Genomic DNA, 23267 nt, shown 5'->3' with positions numbered 1-23267 from the left:
CTCGACAGAGGGGTAACCTACGGTCGCGTAGGTAGCATGTCGGCCATGACTTCCGCGCCCGACGCAGCCGAGAGCCCCACCACCCCCGCACCTCCCGCGGCCGGCGCCGTCACCGCAGTCGCCGCCGCGACCGCGCCGCTCAAGCCAAAACTCCGCGGCTGGCTGCATGCCGGAATGTTCCCCGCCGTACTGCTGTCCGGCGTCATACTCACCGCACTCGCCGACAGCCCCCGCGGCCGCCTGGCCTGCGCCATCTACACGCTCTCCGCCTGCCTGCTGTTCGGTATCAGCGCGCTCTACCACCGCGGCAACTGGAGCCCCCGGACCGACGGCATCCTGCGCCGGCTCGATCACGCCAACATCTTCCTGATCATCGCGGGCACTTATACGCCGCTGACGATGCTGCTCGTCCCGGGCACCCGCGGGCAGGTACTCCTGTGGGCCGTCTGGGCGGCCGCCCTGGCCGGCATCGCCTTCCGCGTCTTCTGGGTCGGCGCACCGCGCTGGCTCTACACCCCCTGCTACATCGCCATGGGCTGGGCCGCCGTCTTCTTCCTGCCCGACTTCCTGCGCACGGGCGGCATCGCCGTACTGGTCCTCGTCATCGTCGGCGGGCTCCTCTACAGCGCGGGCGGCGTGATCTATGGGATCAAGCGCCCCAACCCCTCGCCTCGGTGGTTCGGCTTCCACGAGGTCTTCCACTCGCTCACGCTGGCGGCGTTCATCGTGCACTACGTCGGCATCTCCCTGGTGGCCTATTCACACCCGTGAGGCGGACTTCCGGCGGTGGCCGCGGCCTTCGGGTCGCGGCCACCGCCATGCCCGGACCGCCTCGCGACACGCCTTCGCGGCACACACCACAATCAAATAGTTGACAGTTGGAATCTTTTGCGAGTTACAGTCGCTTGAGTCAGACTCTCGCTTTGGCGGGTCCGGCTCGCGGCTTGTCCTGACCGGCTCTCGAAGGTGGGGTGTGCCATGACGGGGCGCGGTCGGCGTAACGGACACCGCCCGGGTACCCCGCGTACGGCGGGCCGCCCCGGTGCCGACACGGCCGTGGCCACTGGGACGACCGATGCCCGACAATGATGTCCATGGTCACCGCACGTACCTCCGCCTCCGCCACCACACCGCCCGGGGCCCCGAAGCCGGGACTGCGCGAGCGGAAGAAGATGCAGACCCGGCAGGCGATCCGCCGGGCCGCCTACCGGCTCTTCGAGGAGCGGGGCTACGACGCGACCCCCATCGACCAGATCGCCGAGGCCGCGGAGGTCTCGCCCAGCACGGTCTTCCGCTACTTCCCCACCAAGGAAGACATCGTGCTGACCGACGAGAACGACACCGTGCTGGAGGCGGGAATCCGCGCCCGTCCGGCGGATGAGCCGATGACCGAGTCCATGCGGCACGTCACCATCGAGGCGCTGCGCCAGGTCACCGCGGAGGACCGTGCCGAACTCCTCCAGCGCACCCGGCTGGTCCGCGAAGTGCCCGCTGTCCGAGGCCGTACGGCGGAGAACACCGCACGGGACGCCGCGATGATCTCCGCCGTGCTCGCCGAGCGCTCCGGCCGTACGGTCGACGACCTGGAGGTACGGGTCATCAGCGCGGCGATCCTGGCAGCCCTTCAGGAGGCGCTGCTGCGCTGGGCCGAGGCCGGCCCGGACGCGGATCTGGAGGCCCTGGTCCACCGGACGATGGATGTCCTGGCGCGCGGCCTCACGCTCTGAGGGCCGGGCCGTCCGGGGGCGGCGCAGCGTCCAGCCAGAAGATCGGCCCTCCCCCGTGCCTGAAGGGCATGGGAGGTGCCCCCATCCGCCCCGGCCCGCGCATCGCCGACCGTCAGCCCCGCCTCCCGCAGCTCGCGCACGGCCCTCAGCCGGCGGATGTCCTGCGCGTCGTACTCCCGGTGGCCCGACGGGGTCCTACCTGCCGTCACCAAGCCCCTGCTGCTCGTAGTAGCGCACCGCCCGCGGCGTCGGTCCCGCCGCGGCCGCGGCGTCACCTCTGCGCACGGGTGTCCCGCTTGGCCAGCGCGCTCTCCATCCCCGCGGCCGCTCCCAGCAGTTCCTCGTCCGCGTCCCGTGCGCCGATGACCTGGAGCCCGAGCGGCAGACCGTTGGCGGCGCGGCCGGCCGGCAGGCTGAGGGAGGGCAGACCGGCGTTGCTCCAGGGGAGGCACATGATCGACGTGCCGGTGGTGGTGAGGTCCGCGGGGGCGGGGCCGGTGGCCGAGGGAGCGATCCAGAGGTCGATCCCGGCCGCTTCCGCGTCCTCGGCGAGCCGGTCGCGGAAGGCGGCCCGCCGCAGCCGGGCCGCCTCGTAGTCGGCGTCCCCTATCGTGTGACCCTGCCGGATGGCCCCCACGGTCTCCGCCCGGTAGCGGTCCCCGAACCGGTCGAACCACTCCGCGTGGGCGCGGGCCACCTCGTAGCGATTCATCGTGAAGAGCTGCTCGACGATCCGCTCGAAGTCGCCCATCACCGGCACCTCACGGACCTCGTAACCAGCCGCCCGCAACAGTTCGCCGTGCTCCTCGAAGGCCCGCCGGGCCTCACCGTCGGCACGCTCCAGATAGGGACCGGCCGGTATGCCGAGCACCGGCCGGCGCGCTCCGGCCGCCTCGCGCCGCCAGCCGTCGCAGAGCACCGACGCGGCGAGCGCAACCCCCGCCACATCGGTGGCATAGCACCCGAGGGTGTCGAAACTGACGGCGTTGGGGATCACCCCGTCGGCCGGGATCCGGCCGTAGCCCGGCTTGAAGCCCACCACCCCGCAGTACGCGGCGGGGCGGATCATCGAGCCGACGGTCTGCGTCCCGATGGCCAGCGGCACCATCCCGGCCGCGACCGCGGCCGCCGAACCACTGCTCGAACCCCCGGGCGTATGCGCCAGGTTGTGGGGATTACGCGTCGGGCCGGGCGCCGTGACGGCGAACTCGGCGGTCACGGTCTTGCCCGCTATCAGGGCGCCGGCGGCGAGCAGCCGGTCCACGACGGTGGCCTGCGGGCCGGCCAGCGCCTCGGGCGGCAGGGCGGAGCCCGCGCGGGTGGGCAGGCCGTCGACATGCACGATGTCCTTGACGCCGACCGGGATGCCGTACAGAGGCGGCCGGCCCCCTGGATCCGGCGGACCGGCCGCCGCCAGACGCCGCGCGGCCTCCCGGAGCCGCGTACGCCGCTCGGGCTCGGGCACGAACGCCTGCACCCGTGCGTCGATGGCGTCGATACGTTCGCAGCAGCGCGCCGCCGCGGCGACGGGGTCGTCCGTGCCGGACCGCAGCGCCGCGGCCTCCCGTACGAGGGACCGGTACCTCAGCAAGGTGTCCACGCCCGCAGGCTACAGCCGGCCACCGACAGTCCGCGGGGGACGGCGGGCACCGGCCCGCCGCCGCCTCGCTCCGTGCCGCGGAGTCACAACTCCACGAGCACGGCGCCCAGATGGCGTCCCTCGGTCAGCTCGCGCAATGCCCTCGGCGCCTGCTCGATGCCGTGCAGGCGGGCGTGCGGGAAGGTGAGGGAGCCGTCGCGCAGGCCCTCGGCGAACCGCCGGTTCCACTCCGGGATCAGGTCGAGGTGGTCGTACAGGGCGATGCCGCGCATCGTGATGCTCCGGGCGAGCATCGACAGGGTGTCGACCGGTGTCGGGGCCGGGCCCTCCTCGGAGAGTTGGCTGGCCAGGGCTCCGACAATCGCGAGCCGGGCGCCCCTGTTGGCGACCGCGAGCGCGGCCTGCAGCTGCTCGCCGCCCACGTTGTCGAAGAGCGCGTCGATGCCCTCCGGGGCGACCTTGCGCAGCTGCTCCTCGATGGGGCCCGCGCCGCGGATCACCACCGCGTCGTAGCCGAGCTCCTTGATCAGCCGGTCGGCCTTCCGCTGCGAGCCGGTGCTGCCGATGACGCGGGTGGCTCCGTACTGCCGGGCGATCTGGCCCGCCAGGGAGCCCACCCCGCCCGCCGCCCCGGTGATGAACACGGTGTCCCCCGGGCGCACTTCGGCGCCGCGCGCGATGCCCATCAGGGCGGTGGGGCCCTGCGAGAGGTAGGCGGCGGGGTCGGGCATCAGGCCGGGGTCGAGGCGGTGCGCCTCGCCCTCGTCGAGCAGCGTGTACTCGCGCCAGCCAAGCCGGTGTTCCACCAGGTCACCGGGTGTCAGGCCGGTCCCCGGGGCGGCCACCACCTCGCCGACCGCGGGCCCGTGCAGCGGCGCGCCGATCTCGAACGCGGGCATCGGCACATCGCTGGTCTCGTTCATCAGGGTGCGCATCACTGCGGCGACACCCATGTGGGTGTTACGTACCAGTACCTGGCCGGGCCCCGGGTCGGGCACCGGCACCTGAACGATCTCGAAGAGGTCATCGGTGACCGGACCCTGGGGGCGGGCGGCCAGGTGGACTTCACGGCTCGTGCGGTTCGTCATGCCATGAGGCTAGGACTTGACGCGCGCTTCAGGGTCAATCCGGCCTCTTGTCCCAGGACTTGGGGCGCAGGCGCAGGCGCGGGCCGGGGCGGCGGGCGGCGGGCTGAGGCCTCACCCCCGCAGCCGCTCCTCCAGCTCCTGCGGATCCGTCGTCGGCCGCTCGCAGGTGAAGTTGCGGCACACATACGCCGCCGGACGGCCGTCGACCAGCGGCCGGTCCATGAGCAGCGGAATCTCCCCGGCATCGTCCGACCCGGGGGCTCCCAGCGCGACGACCGTGCCCGGGGCCGTGCCGAGCAGCGCGGCGCGGTGCAGCGCGGTGGTGGCCGGATCGTCCGGCGAGCCGACGACGGCGACTTCGCGGGGGCCGTCCAGAGCGGCCTCGGCGACGGCGAGGCCCCAGCCGATGAAGCGCGGGGCCCGGCCGCCGAGTGCCGTCACGATGCCCAGGGCGCGCTCGGCGGCATCCCGGTGGAGGGCACTGCCGGTCAGGGCCGCGTACGTCTGGAGGGCGCCGGCGGCGGCGGTCCAGCCGGAGGGGGTGGCGTTGTCGGTGGGGTCCTGGGGACGGCGGATGAGCGTCTCGGCGTCGGCGGCGGTGTCGTAAAGGGCACCGTCCGGGGTGGTGAACTGGACAAGGATGGTGTCCAGGAAGAAGCCCGCGAATTCCACCCAGACGCCCTCCCCGGTGACGGAGGCCAGCGTCAGGAAGCCCTCGGCGACGTTGGCGTAGTCCTCCAGGACGCCGGAGTTGGCGCCCGGGGTGCCGTCGCGGGAGGTGCGGTGCAGCCGGGCCTGCCAGTCCATGTGGACGCGGACCAGGAGGTCGGCGGCGTCGGTGGCGGCCTGGATCAGGTCGGGGCGGTCGAAGTAGGCGCCGGTCTCGGCGAGCGCGGCGATGGCCAGGCCGTTCCAGGAGGCGACGATCTTGTCGTCCCGGCCGGGGCGCGGCCGCTCGGCGCGCGCGGCCAGCAGCCGTTCCTGGACAGAGACCACCCGCTCGGCATCTACCAGGCCGTCGGTGTCGGGGAGTTGGAGTACGGAGGCGCCCTCCTCGAAGGTGCCCTCGTTGGTGACGCCGAAGTAGGTGGCGGCGAATTCCGCGTCCTTCTCACCCAGGACGTCGCGGAGCTGGTCCGGCGTCCAGACGTAGTACGCGCCCTCGACGTGCCTGCCGGCGCCGTCATCACTGTCGGCGTCCAGGGCGGAGGCGAAACCGCCCTGGACGGTGCGGAGTTCGCGGACCATGAAGTCGGCGGTCCCGACGGCGATCCGGCGGGCCAGGTCGGAGCCGGTGGCGCGCCAGAGGTGGGCGTAAATCCGGCAGAGCAGGGCGTTGTCGTACAGCATCTTCTCGAAGTGCGGCACGGTCCATGTCGCGTCCACCGCGTAGCGCGCGAAACCGCCGCCGAGCTGGTCGTAGATGCCGCCGCGGGCCATCGCCGCGCAGGTCGCCTGCACCATTTCCAGGGCGGCGGCGGAGCCCGTACGGGCGTGGTGGCGGAGCAGGAATTCCAGTGCCATGGCCGGCGGGAATTTGGGCGCGCCGCCGAATCCGCCGTGCGTCGCGTCGAATTCGCGGGTCAGGCCCATCAGGGCGGCGTGCAGTTCCTCGGGGCGCGGCGGCCGGCGGTCCGCGGGCAGCGACTCGGTCAAGGACCGTCCGGCCAGGTCGGCGACGATCCGTCCCGCGACCTCGCCGACCTCGTCGCGGCGGTCGGCCCAGGCGCTGCGTACGCCTTCGAGGACCTGCCCGAAGGACGGCATGCCGTGGCGGGGCTCCGGCGGGAAGTAGGTGCCGAAGTAGAAGGGCTCGGCGTCGGGGGTGAGGAAGACGGTCATCGGCCAGCCGCCCTGGCCGGTAGCGGCCTGTACGGCCTCCATGTAGACCGCGTCGACGTCCGGCCGCTCCTCGCGGTCGACCTTCACGGACACGAAGTGGTCGTTGAGCAGAGCGGCCGTGGCCGGGTCCTCGAAGCTCTCGTGGGCCATCACATGGCACCAGTGGCAGGAGCTGTAGCCGACGCTGAGCAGCACCGGAACGCCGCGTCGTCGCGCTTCCTCGAACGCGTCGGGGGACCACGGCCACCAGTCGACCGGGTTGTCGGCGTGCTGGAGCAGATACGGGGAAGTCTCATGAGCCAGGCGGTTCGGCATGGGTCCATCCTCTCCCAATGCGACGCGGCGATTCGGGAGCGGAGGGAGATATCCACAGGCCTGCCGGAATTCGCGCGGACGCGGAACACTGTGCGTACGGCGACGATCACCGCCGGAGACACCACCGTTCACGACGAATGGGTCTACTGGAACCACTGCACCGACGAGAACTGCTGCACCTACGAGAACTACTGCAATTGCTGCAACTGCTGGAGGGGGATTCGCATGCCGGGCTCAGTGGCTGTGCTGCGTGAGGGGCACCGTGCGGAGGCGGAAGAGCTGTTGGCACGGACCGTGCAGGAAGAGGTACGGCGTTCGGGCGGCCGGCTCGACGGGGGCGCGCTGCTGGGCAGAGCGCGCGCGGCGCTGGACGATATCGCGGGCAGCGCGTCCGAGGAGTACGCCGCCTACGTCCGGGCGCTGGACGAGGACGGGGCCGGACAGCGCCCGCTGGCCGCGCGGCTGTCGCGCAATGAGCTGGGCACCGGGGCGGTGGCAACGGCCGTGGGGGCGGTGGCGGCCTTCGGTACGGACCTCGCCTGCGGCACGGGACCGGGCACGGCGCTGGGCGTCGGGGCCGCCGTGGTGGTGGCGGGCGCCGTGGCCACGGTCGTGAAACTGACGGCGGGCCATGTACCGGCGGCACACGAGCAGGCGGGGAAGCGGGGCCGTCCCGGCGGCCCGGAGCAGCTGCGGCTCCAGTGGCTGACGGCGCTGGAGGTGCGCGGCATCCGGCCGTTCCTGGATCAGCAGCGGATGCTGACGGCGGCGGCCCGTGGCAGCGGGGCGGCTTCCAAGACGGCCGCCGCGAAGGCCTCCCGGGGCCCGCAGCTGCGCGGCGGGGACCGCAGCGCGGCGGCCCGGCAGCGGTCCGTACTGGAGCATTCGTTCTCCCAACTGCCCAGTTCCGACGGGCCGTTCGCCGGCCGCCGGGCGGAGCTGACGCAGATCGCGCAATGGGTGCACGCCGCACGTGCCAGTACGGCGACCAAGCCGACGGTGGTGGTGCTGCACGGCGAGCCCGGCTCGGGGCGTACGACGCTGGCGGTGCGGGCGACCCACCAGCTGCGCGATCAGTTCCGTGGCGCGTGTGTGGTGGATCTGCGCGGCGACACCACCGGCGAGATGCCGCTGCCGACCCGCAACGCCCTGCTGCATCTGCTCAACCGGCTCGGCGCGCCCCGCGAGCAGCTGCTCTTCCGCGAGCGGACCTCCCCGGAGCAGCACGTCAAGCGGCTGACCGAGCTCTATCACCAGCATGTGGCGGGCCTCCCGGTGACCGTGCTGCTGGACGACGCCTCGGATCCGGAGCAGGTGCGCACACTGGTGCCGGACCGCTCCGACAGCCTGGTGCTGGTCACCTCCCGCGAGCCGCTGGAGCTGCCCGATGACCTCCAGGCCTGGGTGCATCAGCTGCCGGTGGGGCCGCTGGACGCGGCGGCCACCGAGGAGCTGCTGCGCGCGGCGGACGAGGCGGCGGACGAGGCCGGCCCGTACGACGCTCAGGCGATCGAGCGGATCCGGGAGCAGTGCGCGGGCCTGCCGATGGCGCTGCGGGTGGCGGGCTCCTCGCTGGGCTCGCGCACCCCTGCAGCGCTGGCCGCCGGTCTGGCCTCGTACGCCTCGGTGACGCCGGTGGAGCGGGCACTGTCGCTGCGCTACGCCGACCAGTCGGAGGCGGCGCGGCGGCTGCTGCGCCGGCTGGCGCTGGTGGGCCGGGCGTCCCTGGGCGCGGCGGCCGCGGCGGCGCTGCTGGGGGTGGAAAACCCGGAGGCGGAGCGGCAGTTGACGACGCTGGCCGAGGCCGGGCTGATAGAGCATGTGCGGGGCAAGCGCTACCGCCTGCACGCTCTGGTGCACCGCTTCGCGTACGGCCGGCTGACGGCGGAGGAGCCCGCGCAGGAGCGCGTCGCGGCCCAGGAGCGGCTGATCGGCGGCTATGCGGAGCTGGCCGACTCGGTCATCCGCCTGGTCGACGGCCGTACGTCGACGCGCGCCGACCGCTTCGGATCGCACGGCTTCACCTCACTGGACGCGGCCCTGCAGTGGCTGGACGACGAGTCCAGCTTCATCACGGCCGCGCTGGCGCACGCCGACCAGGAGGTGGACCAGGCGACGGTCTCGCACCTGCTGGGCGCGCTGGCCGACTACTGTCTGCTGCGCGGCGATCTCTACCGCCTCGGTGAGCTCAATGACCTGACCCGGGCGGTCGGCCAGGGTCTGCTGATGCGCTCGGTGCAGTGGCGGACGGGTGTGGCGGCCCGGCAGCTGGGTGAGCTGGACAAGGCGCGCACGACCCTGTCGTCGGTGGTGGACCTGTATTTCGAGGCGCAGCATCCGGCGGGCGCCGCCCGTGCGCTGCGCGATCTGGGCATCACTCTCCAGCAGCAGGGCAATCTGACCGAGGCCGCGGCCAAGCTGCGGGAGGCGCTGCAGATGCAGTCCGGCCCCGATATGCACGGCGACCGGGCCTGGACGCTGCATGCGCTGGCGGCCGTGGCGCGGGACCGGGCGGAGATCTCCGAGGCGCTCGCCATGCTCCGCGAGTCGCTGGTCCTGCACGAGGAGAGCGAGAGCCTGCACGGCCAGGCGTGGGCGCACTTCCAGCTCGGCCAGGTGCATCTGCGGATGGGTGAGGTGCCGCGGGCGGAGGAGGCGCTGCAGGCCGCGATGGAGCTCTACGGCCGTACGCATGACGAGCGCGGCGAGGCCTGGGCGATGACGCAGCTGGCACGCGCCCGGCTGGTGGCCGGCGATCCGGAGCCGGCCGCGGACCAGCTGCGCCAGGCGCTGTCGCTGCACCAGCGGCACGAGGACGCCCGTGGTGAGGCCTGGACGATGTACTACCTGGGCCAGGCGCTGGAGGAGCGCGGTGAGCAGGACGCGGCGCTGCGGCAGCTGGAGCGGTCGCGGACGATGTTCAGCCGGATGCAGGACGGCTACGGCCTGGCCTGTGCCCGGCATCATTCGGGGCGCGTCACCCGCGATCTGCGGGCCGAGCAGACCGGCTCGCTGCGCAACAGCGGCTTCGCCCGGCAGCTGCTGCAGGACGCCCGCAGGGACTTCCAGCGGATCGCGGTGCCGCACGGCGAGGCCTGGTCATGCCTGGAGCTGGTGATCATCGACGCGGGTAACGGCAAGGTGGCGCAGGCGCTGGAGCTGGCCGATGAGGCGGCGGGGATATTCGCCGGTTACGGCGACCGGCGCGGCGAGGACTGGGCCCGTTTCCTGCGCTGCACGCTGCTGCCGTTCGCCTCGCCGGGCGGCTCGGTGGTGGGCACGGCCGTGGCGCAGGAGGAGCTGGCGCAGCTCGTACGGGAGGGGCACGCGGCCCGCGATGCGAAGCTGGCGGAGTGTGCGGAGACGTTCGCGCTGATGCTGGAGCGCGGGATGGAGCCGGAAACGGGGTGGCAGGCGTGGCGGCTCGGCATGGTGCCGAACCGCCATGCGCGCGAGGTCATGGGCATGACCGTCGCGCCGGCCGCCGCGGACTGACTCCGGGTGCCCGGGTCCGGCTCGCTGACCGCTTGGATCAGCGAGCCGCCGGGCCGGTCAGCCGGCCGTAACCCATCGGCCGGCCGTCGACCGCCACCCGGTCCTGGGGCGTGCGGTAAGGGTCCTCAGCTGGTCTTCGGCTTCGGCACCGTCGGAGCGGCGGAGGCGGCCGCCTCGCCCTCCTCCGGGGCCTCTTCGAAGTCCACCTTCTTCATCTGCTTGTTCATGGACTTCATCAGCAGCCACACGGCGCCGCCGATGACCGCGAAGACGATGAAGCCGAGGACGCCGGGGGTCACCTTGTCCTTGTCGAAACTGTCGGCAAGGGTGACGAAGTGCGTCAGGGCGAGGGTGCTGGTCGCGCTCATCATGGGGTCAATTGTTGCGGACGCCCGCGAAGAGGTCGTCCTCGGGGAGGGAAGTGTCCACGAGCGACTTCGCGAGCTCGTACTCCTCCGTCGGCCAGACCTCGCGCTGGATGTCCATCGGGACCCGGAACCAACCGCCGTCGGGGTCGATCTGGGTGGCGTGCGCGATCAGCGCCTTGTCCCGGATCTCGAAGAAGTCGGCGCACGGGACGTAGGTGGTCAGGGTGCGCTCGCGCTGCTCGAACTGCTTCCAGCGCTCCAGCCACTCGCCGTAGGGCGACTCCATGCCGCGCGCCAGCAGCGCCTCGTGCAGCGCGATGGTGCGCGGCTTGTTGAAGCCCTGGTTGTAGTAGAGCTTCTGGGGCTGCCAGGGCTCGCCGGCCTCCGGGTACTTCTCCGGGTCGCCGGCCGCCTCGAAGGCCACCATCGTGATCTTGTGGGTCATGATGTGGTCCGGGTGCGGGTAGCCGCCGTTCTCGTCGTAGGTCGTGATGACCTGCGGCTTGAACTCGCGGATCAGCTTCACCAAAGGCGCCGCGGCCTCTTCGACGGGCTGCAGCGCGAAGCAGCCCTCGGGCAGCGGCGGCAGCGGGTCGCCCTCGGGCAGCCCGGAGTCGACAAAGCCCAGCCACTCCTGCTTGACGCCCAGGATCTCCCGGGCCTCGTCCATTTCCTTCTTCCGTACCTCGTGAATGTGCTCCTCGATGTACGGGTCGCCCTGGAGCTTGGGGTTGAGGATGGAGCCTCGCTCGCCTCCTGTGCAGGTGGCGACCAGCACGTCCACCCCCTCGGACACGTACTTGGCCATGGTGGCCGCACCCTTGCTCGACTCGTCGTCGGGGTGGGCGTGGACCGCCATCAATCGCAGCTGCTCAGTCAAGACTCGATCCTCAGTGAAAGGCTGGGTGACAGGCTCAAGAAGATGCCTCCTATAGTGACCGAAGCGAGGGGGCGCTGTATTCCCTGGACCAGCCCCTGGGCCGGAGACCCGTCTAGGCTCCGGGCCCCCAGGTCCCCGTACAGGTCCCCGTACCAGGAGGAATGATCATGACGGCGGTGCGCGACGGGCTCCCGGACGGACGCTACGGCCGCTCCGCGGACCGGAACGCGGACCGCAAGCTCAAGATCATCGGCGCGGTGCTCGGCGTCGCGCTGCTCGGGGTGATCGGCTGGGCCGGCGCCTCGTACATCGCCGGGCAGGACCTCAGCGGCCGCATCATCACCTGGGACGCGGTGTCCGACAGCGCCGTCAAGGTGCACCTCGAGGTCATCAAGGACAAGGACGGCAAGGGCGTGTGCACGCTCCGCTCACAGGCCGCCGACGGCTCCGAGGTGGGCCGCAGGGACGTCACCATCGACCAGCGCTCCGAACAGGTCGACACCGAGATCACGCTGCGCACCACCAAGCGGGCGACCAACGCCATCCTGGTCGGCTGCCAGGCGGCCGGGGGCAACTGACAGGAGCACGGCAAATCCCCACGGGCGCGCTCGCGGCATGCCCGGCGGACGCGGCCGGGCGCCGCGCGGGGTGAGGGCCTCTGAGCAGCGACGATGCGCTGCTGTGCGGCTGCTGTGGAATTCCCCCTCCCCGTTTTGTGCCGGAATTGTTAGGCTCGTGGTTTCGCCCACCCGTGAAGGCGCAAACCTTCCTGGTAGGGCGTTTGATTTATCCCCAGTACCGACGAGGAGCACCTGTGACCCAGACCACGGAGAACGTCACCTGGCTTACCCAGGAGGCGTATGACCAGCTCAAGGCCGAGCTGGAGCACCTGTCTGGTCCCGCCCGCGCCGAGATCACCGAAAAGATCGCGGCGGCCCGCGAGGAGGGTGACCTGAAGGAGAACGCCGGGTATCACGCCGCCAAGGAAGAGCAGGGCAAGCAGGAGCTTCGTGTCCGCCAGCTGACCCAGCTGCTGCAGGCGGCGAAGGTCGGCGAGGCCCCCGCCGCCACGGGTGTCGTCGCTCCCGGCACGGTCGTCGTCATCGCGTTCGACGGAGACCCGGACGACACGCTGCGGTTCCTGCTGGCCTCTCGGGAGTACGCGAGCTCGGACATCGAGACCTACTCTCCGCAGTCGCCGCTGGGCATGGGTGTGAACGGCAAGAAGGTCGGCGACAGCGCGGAGTACGAGCTCCCGAACGGCAAGAAGGCGGCCGTGAAGATCCTCGACGCCAAGCCGTACACCGGCTGAGGCTCAGCCTCGCCGCGCGGCCACAGACAGCGAAGCGGCCCGGAGCCTGAGGAGCGCTCCGGGCCGCTTCGCTGTCTCCACGGGCGTCCGCGGGCCTGAAACGCGGGCCCTGATGGGCCCTCGCCCGCAGACGCCCGTACGCCCCTCAGGCCGTCGCCGAGCGGTACTTGCGGACCGCCAGCGTCCGGAAGACCGCGATGATCAGCAGCGACCAGAGCACCGAGGCCGCTACCGGGTGCTCCATCGGCCAGGCGCCGGTCACCGACTGCGAGACGCCCGGGATGGTGTTGCCGAACAGGTCCCGGGCCGCGGCCACGGTCGCGCTGAACGGGTTCCACTCCGCGATGTGCTGCAGGAAGGACGGCATGCCGTCGATCGGCACAAAGGCGTTGGAGAGGAAGGTCAGCGGGAAGAGCCAGATCAGCCCGCCGGAGGTGGCCGCCTCGGGGGTACGGACCGAGAGGCCGATCAGCGCGCCGATCCAGGAGAAGGCGTAGCCGAGCAGCAGCAGCAGGCCGAAGCCCGCCAGGACCTCGAGGATGTTCTCGTGGGTACGCCAGCCGATCAGCAGCGCGACGACGGCCAGCACCACCAGGGTCAGCGTGGTCTGCACCAGATCGGCGAGAGTGCGGCCGGTGAGCACCGCGCCACGGGACATCGGCAGCGACCGGAACCGGTCGATCAGGCCCTTGTGCATGTCATCGGCGATGCCCGCGCCGGCACCGGCCGTGGCGAAGGTGACGGTCTGCGCGAAGATGCCGGCCATCAGGAATTCGCGGTACGCCTGCGCGTCGCCCGACGGGGCACCGGGGATGTTGATGGAGCCGCCGAAGACGTAGGTGAACAGCACCACGAACATGATCGGCTGGATCAGTCCGAAGATCACCACTTCGGGGATGCGCATCATGCGGATGAGATTGCGCTTGGCCACGACCAGGGAATCGCGCACGGACCGGCTGATGCCGCCGCGTGGCTGCGGGGTGCGGCCCGGGGCCGCTTCGGTCGCCGTCGTCACTTCACGCCCTCCTTGTCGGCCGTCTCACGGGCCGCTTCCCCTGCGGCGGCCGGTTCGCCCGCCCCGGCGCCCTTGCGGCCCTTCCTCTGACGCCCTCCGGCGCCGTCGCCGCCCCCTGCGCCACCCTCCGCGGCCTCGGCGACATGCCCGGTCAGCGAGATGAAGACATCGTCGAGGGTCGGCCGGCGCAGCCCGATGTCGTCGATCTCCACACCGCGGGTGTCCAGTTCGCGGATGATCTCGGCGAGCAGCTTGGCGCCGCCGGTCACCGGAACCGTGAGCTTGCGGGTGTGCGGTTCGACGGTGCCCTCGCCCTTGCCGAAGCCGCGCAGGACGCCCTGGGCGAGGGAGATGTGCTCGGGGGCGTGCACCACAACCTCGACGCGCTCGCCGCCGGTGCGCGCCTTGAGCTGGTCGGAGGTGCCGCGGGCGATGACCTTGCCGTGGTCGACGACGCAGATGTCGTGGGCGAGGCGGTCGGCCTCCTCGAGGTACTGCGTGGTGAGCAGCAGGGTCGTGCCGCCCGCGACGAGCTCCTGGATGACGTCCCAGAGCTGCTGGCGGTTGCGCGGGTCCAGGCCGGTGGTCGGCTCGTCCATGAACATCACGGGCGGGCTGACGACCAGCGCGGCGGCGAGGTCGAGGCGGCGGCGCATGCCGCCGGAGTAGGTCTTGGCGGTGCGGTCGGCGGCGTCGGAGAGGTTGAAGCGCTCCAGCAGCTCACCGGCCCGCCGTTTCGCGTCCCGGCCGCTCATCTGGTAGAGCTGCCCGACCATCACGAGGTTCTCGCGGCCGGTCAAGTACTCGTCCACGGCGGCGAATTGGCCGGACAGTCCGATCGAGCGGCGCACCCGGTCCGGATGTGCGAGGACGTCGATTCCGGCGACCTCGGCCTTGCCGCGGTCGGGCTGGAGCAGGGTGGTCAGGACTCGTACGGCGGTGGTCTTGCCGGCGCCGTTCGGGCCGAGCATCCCCAGGACGGTTCCTTCGGGAACGTCGAGATCGACGCCGTCCAGAGCCCGTACGTCCCCGAACGTTTTCACCAGACCTTCGGCGTAAATGGCGCCTGGCATGTGGGTACTCCCATGGCTTGGGTCGTTTCCAGGTCGAATATTACGGTTGCCGGACTTTGTACGTCCTGTTGGGATTTACACGCCCTGCGGGCAGGTGTCCGCAGCGGGCACCACGACGCAGCGGCGGCCGACGCGAGGATGCTACTCCGAACGCGATACATCGCGATACAAGTTTTCGGTTTTTCGCAAGGACGGCTCTTCCGTAGCCGTACGTACCCGCCGGGCGTTCCCCCGGACCGCCGGCCGTGCGGGAACAGGCGTGCGGCGCCGCGGTACCCCCGCGACGCCGCACACCGGCACGGCCCAGCCATTACGCGATCACGAAATACCCCGCCTCGCGCAGCGCCGCGCCCACCTCCGCGCAGTGCTCCGGGCCCTTGGTCTCCACCTGGATCTCCACCTCCACCTCGGTCAGGCCGAGCCGGGGATCGAGCCGTACATGGCCCACGTCCAGGACGTTGGCGTCGGCCGCCGAGAGCACGCCCAGCAGCGTCGCCAGCGCACCGGGCCGGTCCGTGAGCCGCAGCCGCAGCGAGAGGTAGCGCCCGGCGGCGGCCATGCCGTGCCGCAGGACGCGCTGCATCAGGAGCGGGTCGACATTGCCGCCGGACAGCACCGCGACCACCGGCCCCTCGAAGGTCTCCGGGTGGGACAGCAGCGCCGCCACCGGACTCGCCCCGGCCGGCTCCACCACCTGCTTGGCCCGCTCCAGGCACAGCAGCAGCGCACTGGAGAGCTCGTCCTCGGAGACCGTACGGACCTCGTCCACCAGCTCATGGACGATCCGGAACGGCACATCACCGGGCCGGCCGACCTTGATGCCGTCCGCCATCGTGGTGAGCGTCTCGATCGCGACCGGGTGCCCGGCCTCCAGCGACGGCGGATAGCAGGCCGCGCCCGCCGCCTGCACCCCGATGACCTTCACATCCGGCCGCAGCGCCTTGACCGCCAGCGCGACCCCGGCGGCCAGCCCGCCGCCGCCGATCCCGACGACGATGGTGCGCACCTCCGGGCACTGTTCGAGGATCTCCAGGCCGAGCGTGCCCTGACCGGCGATGATGTCCCGGTGGTCGAAGGGGTGGATGAAGACCGCGCCGGTCTCCTTCGCGTACTCCTGGGCGGCGGCCAGCGTCTCGTCCACCACCTGGCCGTGCATCCGTACCTCGGCGCCGTACTCGCGGGTCGCGGCGACCTTCGGCAGCGGCGCGCCGGCCGGCATGAACACCGTCGAGCGCACGCCCAGCAGGGACGCCGCCAGCGCCACGCCCTGCGCGTGATTGCCCGCGCTCGCGGCCACCACACCGGCCGCCCGCTCCTGCGACGAAAGCCCGGCGATCCGCACATAGGCGCCGCGGATCTTGAAGGAGCCGGTGCGCTGGAGGTTCTCGCACTTGAGGTGAACGGGTGAGCCGACCAGCCCGGACAGGTAGCGGCTGCCCTCCAAAGGAGTGGCGCGCGAGACGCCGGAGAGCAGCTTGTGCGCCTCGCGCACGTCATCGACCGTGATCGCGGCAATCGGGTCCTCGGCGTGCGGGCCCCCGCCGGTGACCGCGGCGTCGTCGGGCAGCGCGGCTACGGGGGACTCATGTGGCGTACGAGGCGTGTGATCGGCCATGGCGTCAGTCTCGCAGTTCGACCCGTCTCGGGCCTTTTCGACCGGATAGCGAGACCACCCCCACAGTGCGGAACGGTCTCGGCCGCCTCACGGGGCGCTATCGGGTACGACAGGGCCGGTACGGTCCCCGCCCGGTCCGCGTACGCTGTCCTCCCATCCATTCGCACACCCCGATGAAGCGAGCTCCCGGCCATGCCCACCTCTTCGGACATGACGACCCATCCCGACACCGCTCTTCTCGACGCGCTGCAGCACCAAGTGGCCGTCTTCGCCCGCCGCGCCGAACAGAGCCGGCTCGGCGGTGTCGGGCAGGCGCGCAACTCCATGGACCGCGCCGCCTATCTGCTGCTCAACCGCCTCGACCAGGAGGGCCCGATGGGCGTCAAGGCCCTGGCCGCCGGGATGGGCATCGACTCCTCGACGGTGACCCGCCAGGTGGCCCCCCTGGTGGACGCCGGGCTGGTCAGCCGCGCCACCCACCCCGAGGACGGCCGGGCCGTGGTGCTCCAGCTCTCCGAGCGCGGCCAGGCCCGCCTGGAGGAGGTCCGTGCCTCGCGCCGCGCGCTGATGGCCCTGGTGACGGAGGACTGGTCGCCGGACGACCGCGACGCGTTCTGCGCGCTCCTCACCCGCTTCAACACTTCCCTCGCCACCCTCACCGCGTCCCTGACGCCGGCGGGCCCCGCGTCCTGACGCGCACCCGGCACGGCCCGCACCGCCGTGTCCGGGAGTCGCAGGCCGCGCGGCGGCCTCCTGGCCCCGGCTCTCGCCGCGGGAGCGGCTGGTGGTGCTACCGCGGCGCTGCAAGAACCCGGCCGAGGAACCGACCGCGGCCCAACTGGCCCTGCCCGCCGACCTGATGCAGCCCGGCGCACCGCCCCGGGCTGCCGTCGGCGCTCACCACCCCTCCCATGGGGAAGGGTGGTGAGCGGGGAGAGCCCCGAAACGTCAGCCCAGCGCCTGCGTGAGATCCGCCAGCAGGTCATCGACGGACTCGATGCCGACCGACAGGCGTACGAGGTCGCCCGGGACCTCCAGCGCGGAACCGGCCGTCGAGGCGTGCGTCATCCGCCCCGGGTGCTCGATCAGCGACTCGACGCCGCCCAGCGACTCCCCCAGGGTGAACAGCTTCGCCCGGTTGCAGACCTCCACGGCCGCCGGCTCACCGCCCGCCACCTGGAAGGACACCATCCCGCCGAAGGACCGCATCTGCTTGACGGCGACGTCGTGACCGGGGTGCTCGGACAGGCCCGGGTAGTAGACGCGGGTGACCTTCTTGTGCGAGGCCAGCAGGTCGGCGACGCGGGCCGCGTTGGCGCTGTGCCGGTCCATGCGTACGGCCAGGGTCTTGATGCCGCGCATCACCAGCCAGGCGTCGAAGGGCCCGGCGATCGCGCCCATCGCGTTCTGGTGGTAGGCGAGTTCCTCACCCAGCGCATCGTCGTTGACGACCAGCGCGCCGCCGACGACGTCCGAGTGCCCGCCCATGTACTTGGTCGTGGAGTACACCACCACGTCCGCGCCCAGGGCGAGCGGCTGCTGCAGGTAGGGGCTGGCGAAGGTGTTGTCGACGACGAGCCTGGCGCCCGCGTCCCGGGCGATGCCGGCCAGCACCGCGATGTCGCTGATGCCGAGCAGCGGGTTGCTGGGCGTCTCCACCCAGATCGCCTTCGTACGGGGTCGCAGCGCGTCGCGTACGGCCTGCGGGTCGGAGGTGTCGGCCACCGACCACTCCACGCCCCACCGCTCGACGACCTTCGCGAACAGGCGGAAGGTGCCGCCGTAGGCGTCGTTGGGGATGACGACGTGGTCACCGGGGGTCAGCAGGGTGCGCAGCAGGCAGTCCTCGGCGGCGAGGCCGGAGGCGAAGGCGAGGCCCCGGCGGCCGCCGTCCAGCGCGGCGAGATTGTCCTCCAGGGCGGTACGGGTCGGGTTGGCGCTACGGCTGTACTCGTAACCGCCGCGCAGCCCGCCCACGCCGTCCTGCTTGTAAGTAGAGACCTGGTAGATGGGCGGTACCACCGCGCCGGTGGCCTGGTCAGGCTCCTGACCTGCGTGGATGGCAAGAGTTTCGAAATGCTGGTGGCGTTGTTCGCGCTGATCGCTCATGTCTGCCGAGCGTAGTCGTCCGAGCAACCGAACTTTCCGGAACTTTCTGCTTCGCTGGATAGTGAATACATAAGACAGCTCTTGCTCGCCACTCGCCCCTCACTACAGGCCACGAACCAGCTCCACTCCTCCCCCGTACCACCTCCACCCGACTCCACCCCGCTCCACTCCACCCCGCTCCTCCCCACTCCTCCCCTCCGACCGGGACACACCACATGGACGCTCTGCTCGTACTCCTCGCCGCGACCGCCCTCGGCGGCTGCGTCTTCCTGCCCTGGATGCGGCGACGGCGGGCCGTACAGCAGGCCCGGCAGGGCCTGGTGGTGGCCTCCGACCCGATGGCCGGCTACGGCTTCGTGCCACTCGACGAACTCGACGTCCGCCTGCCGGGCCCCGACCAGGAGCTGGACGACGCCCTCGCCCAGATACGCCGTACCCACGACTGGCGCCCGGCGGCCGAGCTGCTGAAGGCCACCGGGGACCACTGGGAGCTGCGCTGGCAGCGGGTCCAGACGCTGGCCGGAGCCGCCGCCTTCGAGCTGGCCCAGGAGGCGGCGCAGGCCGGCGGGCACGACGGCGGGCAGCGGTCCGGCGGCATCTGGCTGCGCACCTGGCGCCTGGAGTCCCCCAAGGACCCCGGGGGCGCCCAGACGCACGCCCAGTTCCTGGTCCTCCAGGCCCTGCGCGACCCCGGCTCCCAGGACTTCCGCATGATCCTGGAGGAGGCCCGTACGGTCTGCCAGGAGGCGGCGCTGCTGGCCCCCGGCAGCCCCATCCCGTACCTCACGGAGCTGGCCGTGGCCCGCGGCCTGCACGACCGCCCCGCCGACTACGAAGAGCTCTGGTCCAAGGTCGCCCAGCGCGCCCCGCACCACATGGGCGCGCATCTCGCCGCGCTCCCGTACTGGTCGGAGAAGTGGCACGGCTCCCGCAAGCAGGCCGAGGCGTTCGCCGAGCGCGCGGCGGCCGGTGCGCCGAAGGACAGTCTCCTCCCCGCCCTCCCCCTCTTCGCGGTCTACGACCACCTTCCCGAGGCCAACATGGTCCGCAGCCTCTACCAGAGCGCGGTGGTGGAGCGCGCGATCGAGGGCGCCCACTTCGCCCTGAGCCAGGCCCCCGCCGACCACCCGATGGCCCCGCACGTCCGCCATCTCCTGGTCTGGTTCCTGGTCCGCGCCGAGCGCTACCCCGAGGCCATGGAACAGCTCCGCCGCGTCGACGGCCACGTAGGCGCCGTCCCCTGGTCCTTCGGCCGCAGCCCCGCCGCCGAGTACGCCGCCTACCGCGCCCTGGCCATCGCCGGCTGGGAACAACTGGGCGGCACATCGGCGGGCTTCCCGCAGGAGGGGCACTGACGCCGACGACCACGGGCCGACGAGGGCGTTCGCGGGCCGGCTGCAACGTTTCGCGGGCCGGCGGAATGCACCCCCGCCCCCAGACGTTGCCGCTTAAGCCGCATCCCACCGCCCCTTCTGCCTCCCCCTCCTCCCCTCTCCCCTCCGGAGCCTGATCCTGATGCTGTTCTCCCGCTTCAAGACCCACCTCCCCGCCCCCGAGGAAGCGATGAAGGGCCGCCCCGAGCCGGACTTCACCGTCCCCGACCGGCACACCGTCCTCGGCAACCCGCTGCTCGGCCCGTACCCCGAGGGCCTGGAGACGGCCGACTTCGGCCTGGGCTGTTTCTGGGGCGCCGAGCGCAAGTTCTGGCAGGCCGACGGCGTCTGGACCACCCTCGTCGGCTACCAGGGCGGCCACACCCCGAACCCCACCTACGAAGAGGTCTGCAGCGGCCACACCGGCCACACCGAGGCCGTCCGCATCGTCTACGACCCCGCGGTCATCCCGTACACGGCCCTCCTGAAGCTCTTCTGGGAGTCCCACGACCCCACGCAGGGCTTCCGCCAGGGCAACGACGTCGGCACCCAGTACCGCTCCGCCATCTACACCCACTCCCCCACCCAGCAGAAGTCCGCCGAAGCCTCCCGGGACGCCTACCGCACCGTCCTGAAGAACTCCGGCTACGCCGACATCACCACCGAAATCCTCCCCGCCGACGGCCGCCCCTTCTATCCGGCCGAGGGATACCACCAGCAGTACCTCGACAAGAACCCGACGGGGTACTGCGGGATCGGGGGGACGGGCGTGTCCTGCCCGGTAGGCGTGGCACCCGCCGGCGAATGATCCGCGGCCTCGACCGCGAACGTCTCTCCACGCTGTGGCAGCGGCAGTGGCCCATGGGACCGCCCCTCGCCCATGAGCTACGCGCCGCCTACAGCGACCGCTGGGTGCGCTTCCACAACCTCCCCGGCTCGAAGCGCTACCCGGAGACCGAGGACGAATACACCGCGGTCCTGGACCGCAACAACACGGTCCTGGAAGAGCTTTTCGCCGGCACCGACGTCTATGTGGTGACCACGGCCTGGTCCAGTGAACCTCATGGCCCGGAGCGCCCCACGCGACGGCGCGAGGTGCACCCTGACGGCTCCCTCTGGATGACCATCGCCAACGAAGCGGATCCCGATCCCGAGTTCCACACGTACACACACCTCTACGCCGACCAGCGCCCCTGGCAACGAGGCAGCGTCGACGGAATTCTCCGGGAAGTCGCAGACGACGTACTCAGTGGCGTGATCGTCACCGACGCCGGGCTCCAACGTATCCACCACCCCTACGACGGCGGTGCGGACGTCATCCTGACGACTCCCGACGAGCGCGACGGAATCCGGAACCGTCATACCGACTGGCTCTCGCGGCATCCGACCGGCCTGTGAGCCCCGGTTCCGGAGACACCCAGTACCTCGACAAGACTCCCGCCGATGGTCCGCAGATGATGCCGCTCGTGACCTCGCGCCCCGCCAGTGGCTGACGCTCCACGAAGCAGTGACCTGAAAAGAAGTTGAACGAGACGTTTCGTCTCGCTTAGCCTGAGGGTGTGACGAACCACAAGCAAGACAAACGTGCCCATATCGCCATGTTCTCCATCGCCGCCTATGGGCATGTGAACCCGAGCCTCGAAGTGATCCGGGAGCTCGTCGCCCGAGGGCACCGCGTCACGTACGCGATTCCTCCCCGCCTGGAGGAGGAGATCGCCGAGACCGGTGCCGAGCCGGTCCCGTACCGCACGACGCTGCCGTCGCCCGACAGCGACCCGTCGGCATGGGGGACCACGCTCCTCGACAACGTCGAGCCGTTCCTGGACGACGCAATCCAGGCACTGCCGCAGCTCATCGAGGCGTATCAAGGGGACGAGCCGGACCTCGTACTGCACGACATCACCTCGTACCCGGCACGCGTTCTCGCTCACCGCTGGGGTGTGCCCGCGATCTCCCTCTCGCCGAACCTCGTCGCGTGGGAGGGGTACGAGGAGGAGGTCGCCGAGCCGATGTGGGCAGAGCCCAAGGCGACCGAGCGCGGCAGGGCGTACTACGAGAAGTTCACCAACTGGCTTACGGAGAACGGGATCACGCAGCACCCCGACCCGTTCGTCGGTCGCCCCGGCCGGTCGATCGTGCTCATCCCCAAGGCGCTGCAGCCGCATGCCGACCGGGTCGACGAGAACGTCCACTCCTTTGTCGGCGCCTGCCAGGGCGATCAGGCCGCGCAGGGCGACTGGGAGCGCCCGGCCGATGCCGAGCGCGTGCTGCTCGTCTCGCTCGGCTCGTCGTTCACCAAGCAGCCCGGGTTCTACCGCGAGTGCGTCAAGGCGTTCGGTGACCTGCCGGGCTGGCATGTCGTGCTCCAGGTGGGTAAGCACGTCACCGCCGACGAGCTCGGCGAGGTCCCCGGGAACGTCGAAGTGCACCACTGGGTACCGCAGTTGGCGATCCTGCGGAAGGCGGACGCCTTCATCACACACGCCGGGGCCGGTGGCAGCCAGGAGGGGCTGGCCACCGCCACGCCCATGGTGGCCGTCCCGCAGGCCGTCGACCAGTTCGGCAACGCGGACATGCTCCAGGGACTCGGCGTGGCCCGCCACCTCCCGATGGACCAGGCGGACGCCGCCACCCTCCGCGCGGCGGTGCTCGCGCTCGTCGCCGACCCGGAAGTGGGACGCCGCCTCACGGCCATCCAGCGCGAGATGGCCACCGAGGGCGGCACCCGGCGGGCGGCCGACCTCATCGAGGCCGAACTGCCCGCTGAGTAAAGGCACCGGCAGTACCTCGTACGAGCTCCGAGGCCCCTCTCGATCGGTAGGGGTCTCAAGGCTGCTTTGCGGCGCGGACGACAGCGGAGTGCATACCGTCGGCCACGGGGTGTGCAGGGGTGATCTCGACGTCCACGAAGCCTGCCGCCTCAAGGCCTGCGCGGCACTCGGCGAAAGACAGGGCGCCTGCGATGCAGCCGACGTAGTCGCCGCGCTCCGCGCGCTGCGGGGGTGTCAGGGTGTCGTCGGCGACCACGTCCGCGACGCCGATGCGGCCGCCGGGTGTCAGGACGCGGTAGGTCTCGGCGAACACCGCCGCCCTGTCGGTCGACAGGTTGATCACACAGTTGGAGATCACCACGTCGATGGTGTTCGCGGGGAGCGGGATGGCCTCGATGGTGCCCTTGAGGAACTCGACGTTCGTCGCGCCCGCCTTCTTCGCGTTGGCCAGGGCGAGTTCGAGCATCTCGTCGGTCATGTCGAGGCCGTACACCTTGCCCGTGGGTCCGACGCGGCGGGCGGAGAGCAGGACGTCGATGCCGCCACCGGAGCCGAGATCGAGGACGCGTTCGCCTTCATGTCGCTCATGACTCACTCCTGGATGACGGGGCATGGCAGGCCCCGGAACGTCTTGCATTGACATTCATGAATGCAAGGTTGCGTCTTGGATCGAAAAACATCAAC

The 23267-nt window shown here is 71.3% G+C and carries 20 protein-coding genes and 1 pseudogene; 10 read left to right on the top strand and 11 right to left on the bottom strand.

Annotation, left to right across the window (positions count from 1 at the left end; genetic code table 11):
- Nucleotides 1-45 precede the first annotated feature (45 nt).
- Both trhA and ACZ4S3_RS08050 read left to right on the top strand, forming a co-directional pair.
- Nucleotides 46-771, top strand: coding sequence for a PAQR family membrane homeostasis protein TrhA (gene trhA / locus ACZ4S3_RS08055; protein WP_467928050.1), 726 nt, complete (start codon nucleotides 46-48; stop codon nucleotides 769-771).
- A gap of 323 nt (nucleotides 772-1094) precedes the next feature.
- Entirely contained in the window at nucleotides 1095-1727 is a 633-nt protein-coding gene (locus ACZ4S3_RS08050) for a TetR/AcrR family transcriptional regulator (protein WP_467928045.1), read from the top strand.
- Here ACZ4S3_RS08050 and ACZ4S3_RS08045 read toward each other — a convergent pair.
- The 4 genes from ACZ4S3_RS08045 to ACZ4S3_RS08030 form a co-directional block, all read right to left on the bottom strand.
- Entirely contained in the window at nucleotides 1625-1936 is a 312-nt protein-coding gene (locus ACZ4S3_RS08045) for a MerR family transcriptional regulator (RefSeq protein ID WP_467928040.1), read from the bottom strand. The genes ACZ4S3_RS08050 and ACZ4S3_RS08045 overlap by 103 nt on opposite strands.
- 62 nt (nucleotides 1937-1998) lie before the next feature.
- Nucleotides 1999-3327, bottom strand: coding sequence for an amidase (locus tag ACZ4S3_RS08040; RefSeq protein WP_467928036.1), 1329 nt, complete (start codon nucleotides 3325-3327; stop codon nucleotides 1999-2001).
- An 83-nt stretch (nucleotides 3328-3410) separates the two neighbouring features.
- Nucleotides 3411-4415, bottom strand: a complete 1005-nt coding sequence (locus tag ACZ4S3_RS08035) for a zinc-binding dehydrogenase (RefSeq protein ID WP_467928031.1) — start codon at nucleotides 4413-4415, stop codon at nucleotides 3411-3413.
- Nucleotides 4416-4526: 111 nt separating this feature from the next.
- Nucleotides 4527-6572: a thioredoxin domain-containing protein gene (locus ACZ4S3_RS08030; protein ID WP_467928026.1), complete on the bottom strand. Its 2046-nt coding sequence runs from the start codon at nucleotides 6570-6572 to the stop codon at nucleotides 4527-4529.
- 225 nt (nucleotides 6573-6797) lie between these two features.
- Here ACZ4S3_RS08030 and ACZ4S3_RS08025 point away from each other — a divergent pair, with 225 nt between their 5' ends.
- Nucleotides 6798-10067 carry a tetratricopeptide repeat protein gene (locus tag ACZ4S3_RS08025; protein ID WP_467929635.1) on the top strand — a complete coding sequence of 1090 codons (3270 nt, stop codon included), beginning with the start codon at nucleotides 6798-6800 and terminating at the stop codon, nucleotides 10065-10067.
- Between the two features lie 125 nt (nucleotides 10068-10192).
- Here ACZ4S3_RS08025 and ACZ4S3_RS08020 read toward each other — a convergent pair whose 3' ends face one another.
- Nucleotides 10193-10438 (bottom strand): RAMP4 family protein, encoded by a 246-nt coding sequence (locus ACZ4S3_RS08020; RefSeq protein ID WP_467928021.1) that lies wholly within the window; start codon nucleotides 10436-10438, stop codon nucleotides 10193-10195.
- A 4-nt stretch (nucleotides 10439-10442) separates the two neighbouring features.
- Complete coding sequence (gene mca, locus ACZ4S3_RS08015) at nucleotides 10443-11315, bottom strand: mycothiol conjugate amidase Mca (protein ID WP_467928017.1); 873 nt, start codon at nucleotides 11313-11315, stop codon at nucleotides 10443-10445.
- A 167-nt stretch (nucleotides 11316-11482) separates the two neighbouring features.
- On the opposite strand from mca, the gene ACZ4S3_RS08010 reads away from it, so the two are divergent.
- Together ACZ4S3_RS08010 and greA are read left to right on the top strand one after the other, a co-directional pair.
- Nucleotides 11483-11893 (top strand): DUF4307 domain-containing protein, encoded by a 411-nt coding sequence (locus ACZ4S3_RS08010; RefSeq protein ID WP_467928015.1) that lies wholly within the window; start codon nucleotides 11483-11485, stop codon nucleotides 11891-11893.
- 236 nt (nucleotides 11894-12129) lie between these two features.
- Nucleotides 12130-12627, top strand: coding sequence for a transcription elongation factor GreA (gene greA / locus ACZ4S3_RS08005; RefSeq protein ID WP_467928014.1), 498 nt, complete (start codon nucleotides 12130-12132; stop codon nucleotides 12625-12627).
- A gap of 145 nt (nucleotides 12628-12772) precedes the next feature.
- On the opposite strand, the gene ACZ4S3_RS08000 is transcribed toward greA, so the two are convergent.
- The 3 genes from ACZ4S3_RS08000 to ilvA form a co-directional block, all read right to left on the bottom strand.
- Nucleotides 12773-13642 carry an ABC transporter permease gene (locus ACZ4S3_RS08000; RefSeq protein ID WP_467928011.1) on the bottom strand — a complete coding sequence of 290 codons (870 nt, stop codon included), beginning with the start codon at nucleotides 13640-13642 and terminating at the stop codon, nucleotides 12773-12775.
- Nucleotides 13639-14715, bottom strand: coding sequence for an ATP-binding cassette domain-containing protein (locus tag ACZ4S3_RS07995; RefSeq protein ID WP_467928007.1), 1077 nt, complete (start codon nucleotides 14713-14715; stop codon nucleotides 13639-13641). The genes ACZ4S3_RS08000 and ACZ4S3_RS07995 overlap by 4 nt, the downstream gene beginning before the upstream one ends.
- Nucleotides 14716-15025: 310 nt before the next feature.
- Entirely contained in the window at nucleotides 15026-16330 is a 1305-nt protein-coding gene (ilvA, locus tag ACZ4S3_RS07990) for a threonine ammonia-lyase (protein ID WP_467928003.1), read from the bottom strand.
- A 192-nt stretch (nucleotides 16331-16522) separates the two neighbouring features.
- Between ilvA and ACZ4S3_RS07985 the strand changes: the two genes are divergently transcribed.
- Entirely contained in the window at nucleotides 16523-17023 is a 501-nt protein-coding gene (locus ACZ4S3_RS07985; RefSeq protein WP_467927999.1) for a MarR family winged helix-turn-helix transcriptional regulator, read from the top strand.
- A gap of 255 nt (nucleotides 17024-17278) precedes the next feature.
- On the opposite strand, the gene ACZ4S3_RS07980 is transcribed toward ACZ4S3_RS07985, so the two are convergent.
- Nucleotides 17279-18439 (bottom strand): cystathionine gamma-synthase, encoded by a 1161-nt coding sequence (locus ACZ4S3_RS07980; RefSeq protein WP_467927995.1) that lies wholly within the window; start codon nucleotides 18437-18439, stop codon nucleotides 17279-17281.
- A gap of 215 nt (nucleotides 18440-18654) precedes the next feature.
- On the opposite strand from ACZ4S3_RS07980, the gene ACZ4S3_RS07975 reads away from it, so the two are divergent.
- The 4 genes from ACZ4S3_RS07975 (at nucleotide 18655) to mgt (ending at nucleotide 22583) form a co-directional block, all read left to right on the top strand.
- Nucleotides 18655-19794 (top strand): hypothetical protein, encoded by a 1140-nt coding sequence (locus ACZ4S3_RS07975; protein WP_467927991.1) that lies wholly within the window; start codon nucleotides 18655-18657, stop codon nucleotides 19792-19794.
- Between the two features lie 160 nt (nucleotides 19795-19954).
- On the top strand, nucleotides 19955-20620 hold the full coding sequence (msrA, locus tag ACZ4S3_RS07970; RefSeq protein WP_467927987.1) for a peptide-methionine (S)-S-oxide reductase MsrA: 666 nt from the start codon (nucleotides 19955-19957) through the stop codon (nucleotides 20618-20620).
- Nucleotides 20617-21210: a DUF3885 domain-containing protein gene (locus ACZ4S3_RS07965; protein ID WP_467927984.1), complete on the top strand. Its 594-nt coding sequence runs from the start codon at nucleotides 20617-20619 to the stop codon at nucleotides 21208-21210. The genes msrA and ACZ4S3_RS07965 overlap by 4 nt, the downstream gene beginning before the upstream one ends.
- A gap of 161 nt (nucleotides 21211-21371) precedes the next feature.
- On the top strand, nucleotides 21372-22583 hold the full coding sequence (gene mgt / locus ACZ4S3_RS07960; protein WP_467927981.1) for a macrolide-inactivating glycosyltransferase: 1212 nt from the start codon (nucleotides 21372-21374) through the stop codon (nucleotides 22581-22583).
- A gap of 55 nt (nucleotides 22584-22638) precedes the next feature.
- Here mgt and ACZ4S3_RS07955 read toward each other — a convergent pair.
- Nucleotides 22639-23166 (bottom strand): annotated as a pseudogene (locus ACZ4S3_RS07955) (methyltransferase domain-containing protein); the annotation flags it as partial.
- Nucleotides 23167-23267 lie beyond the last annotated feature (101 nt).

Source organism: Streptomyces sp. NPDC028368 (assembly GCF_055565615.1).
Note: the sequence above shows the minus strand (reverse complement) of the source record. Positions and strands in the feature narration are given on the sequence as shown.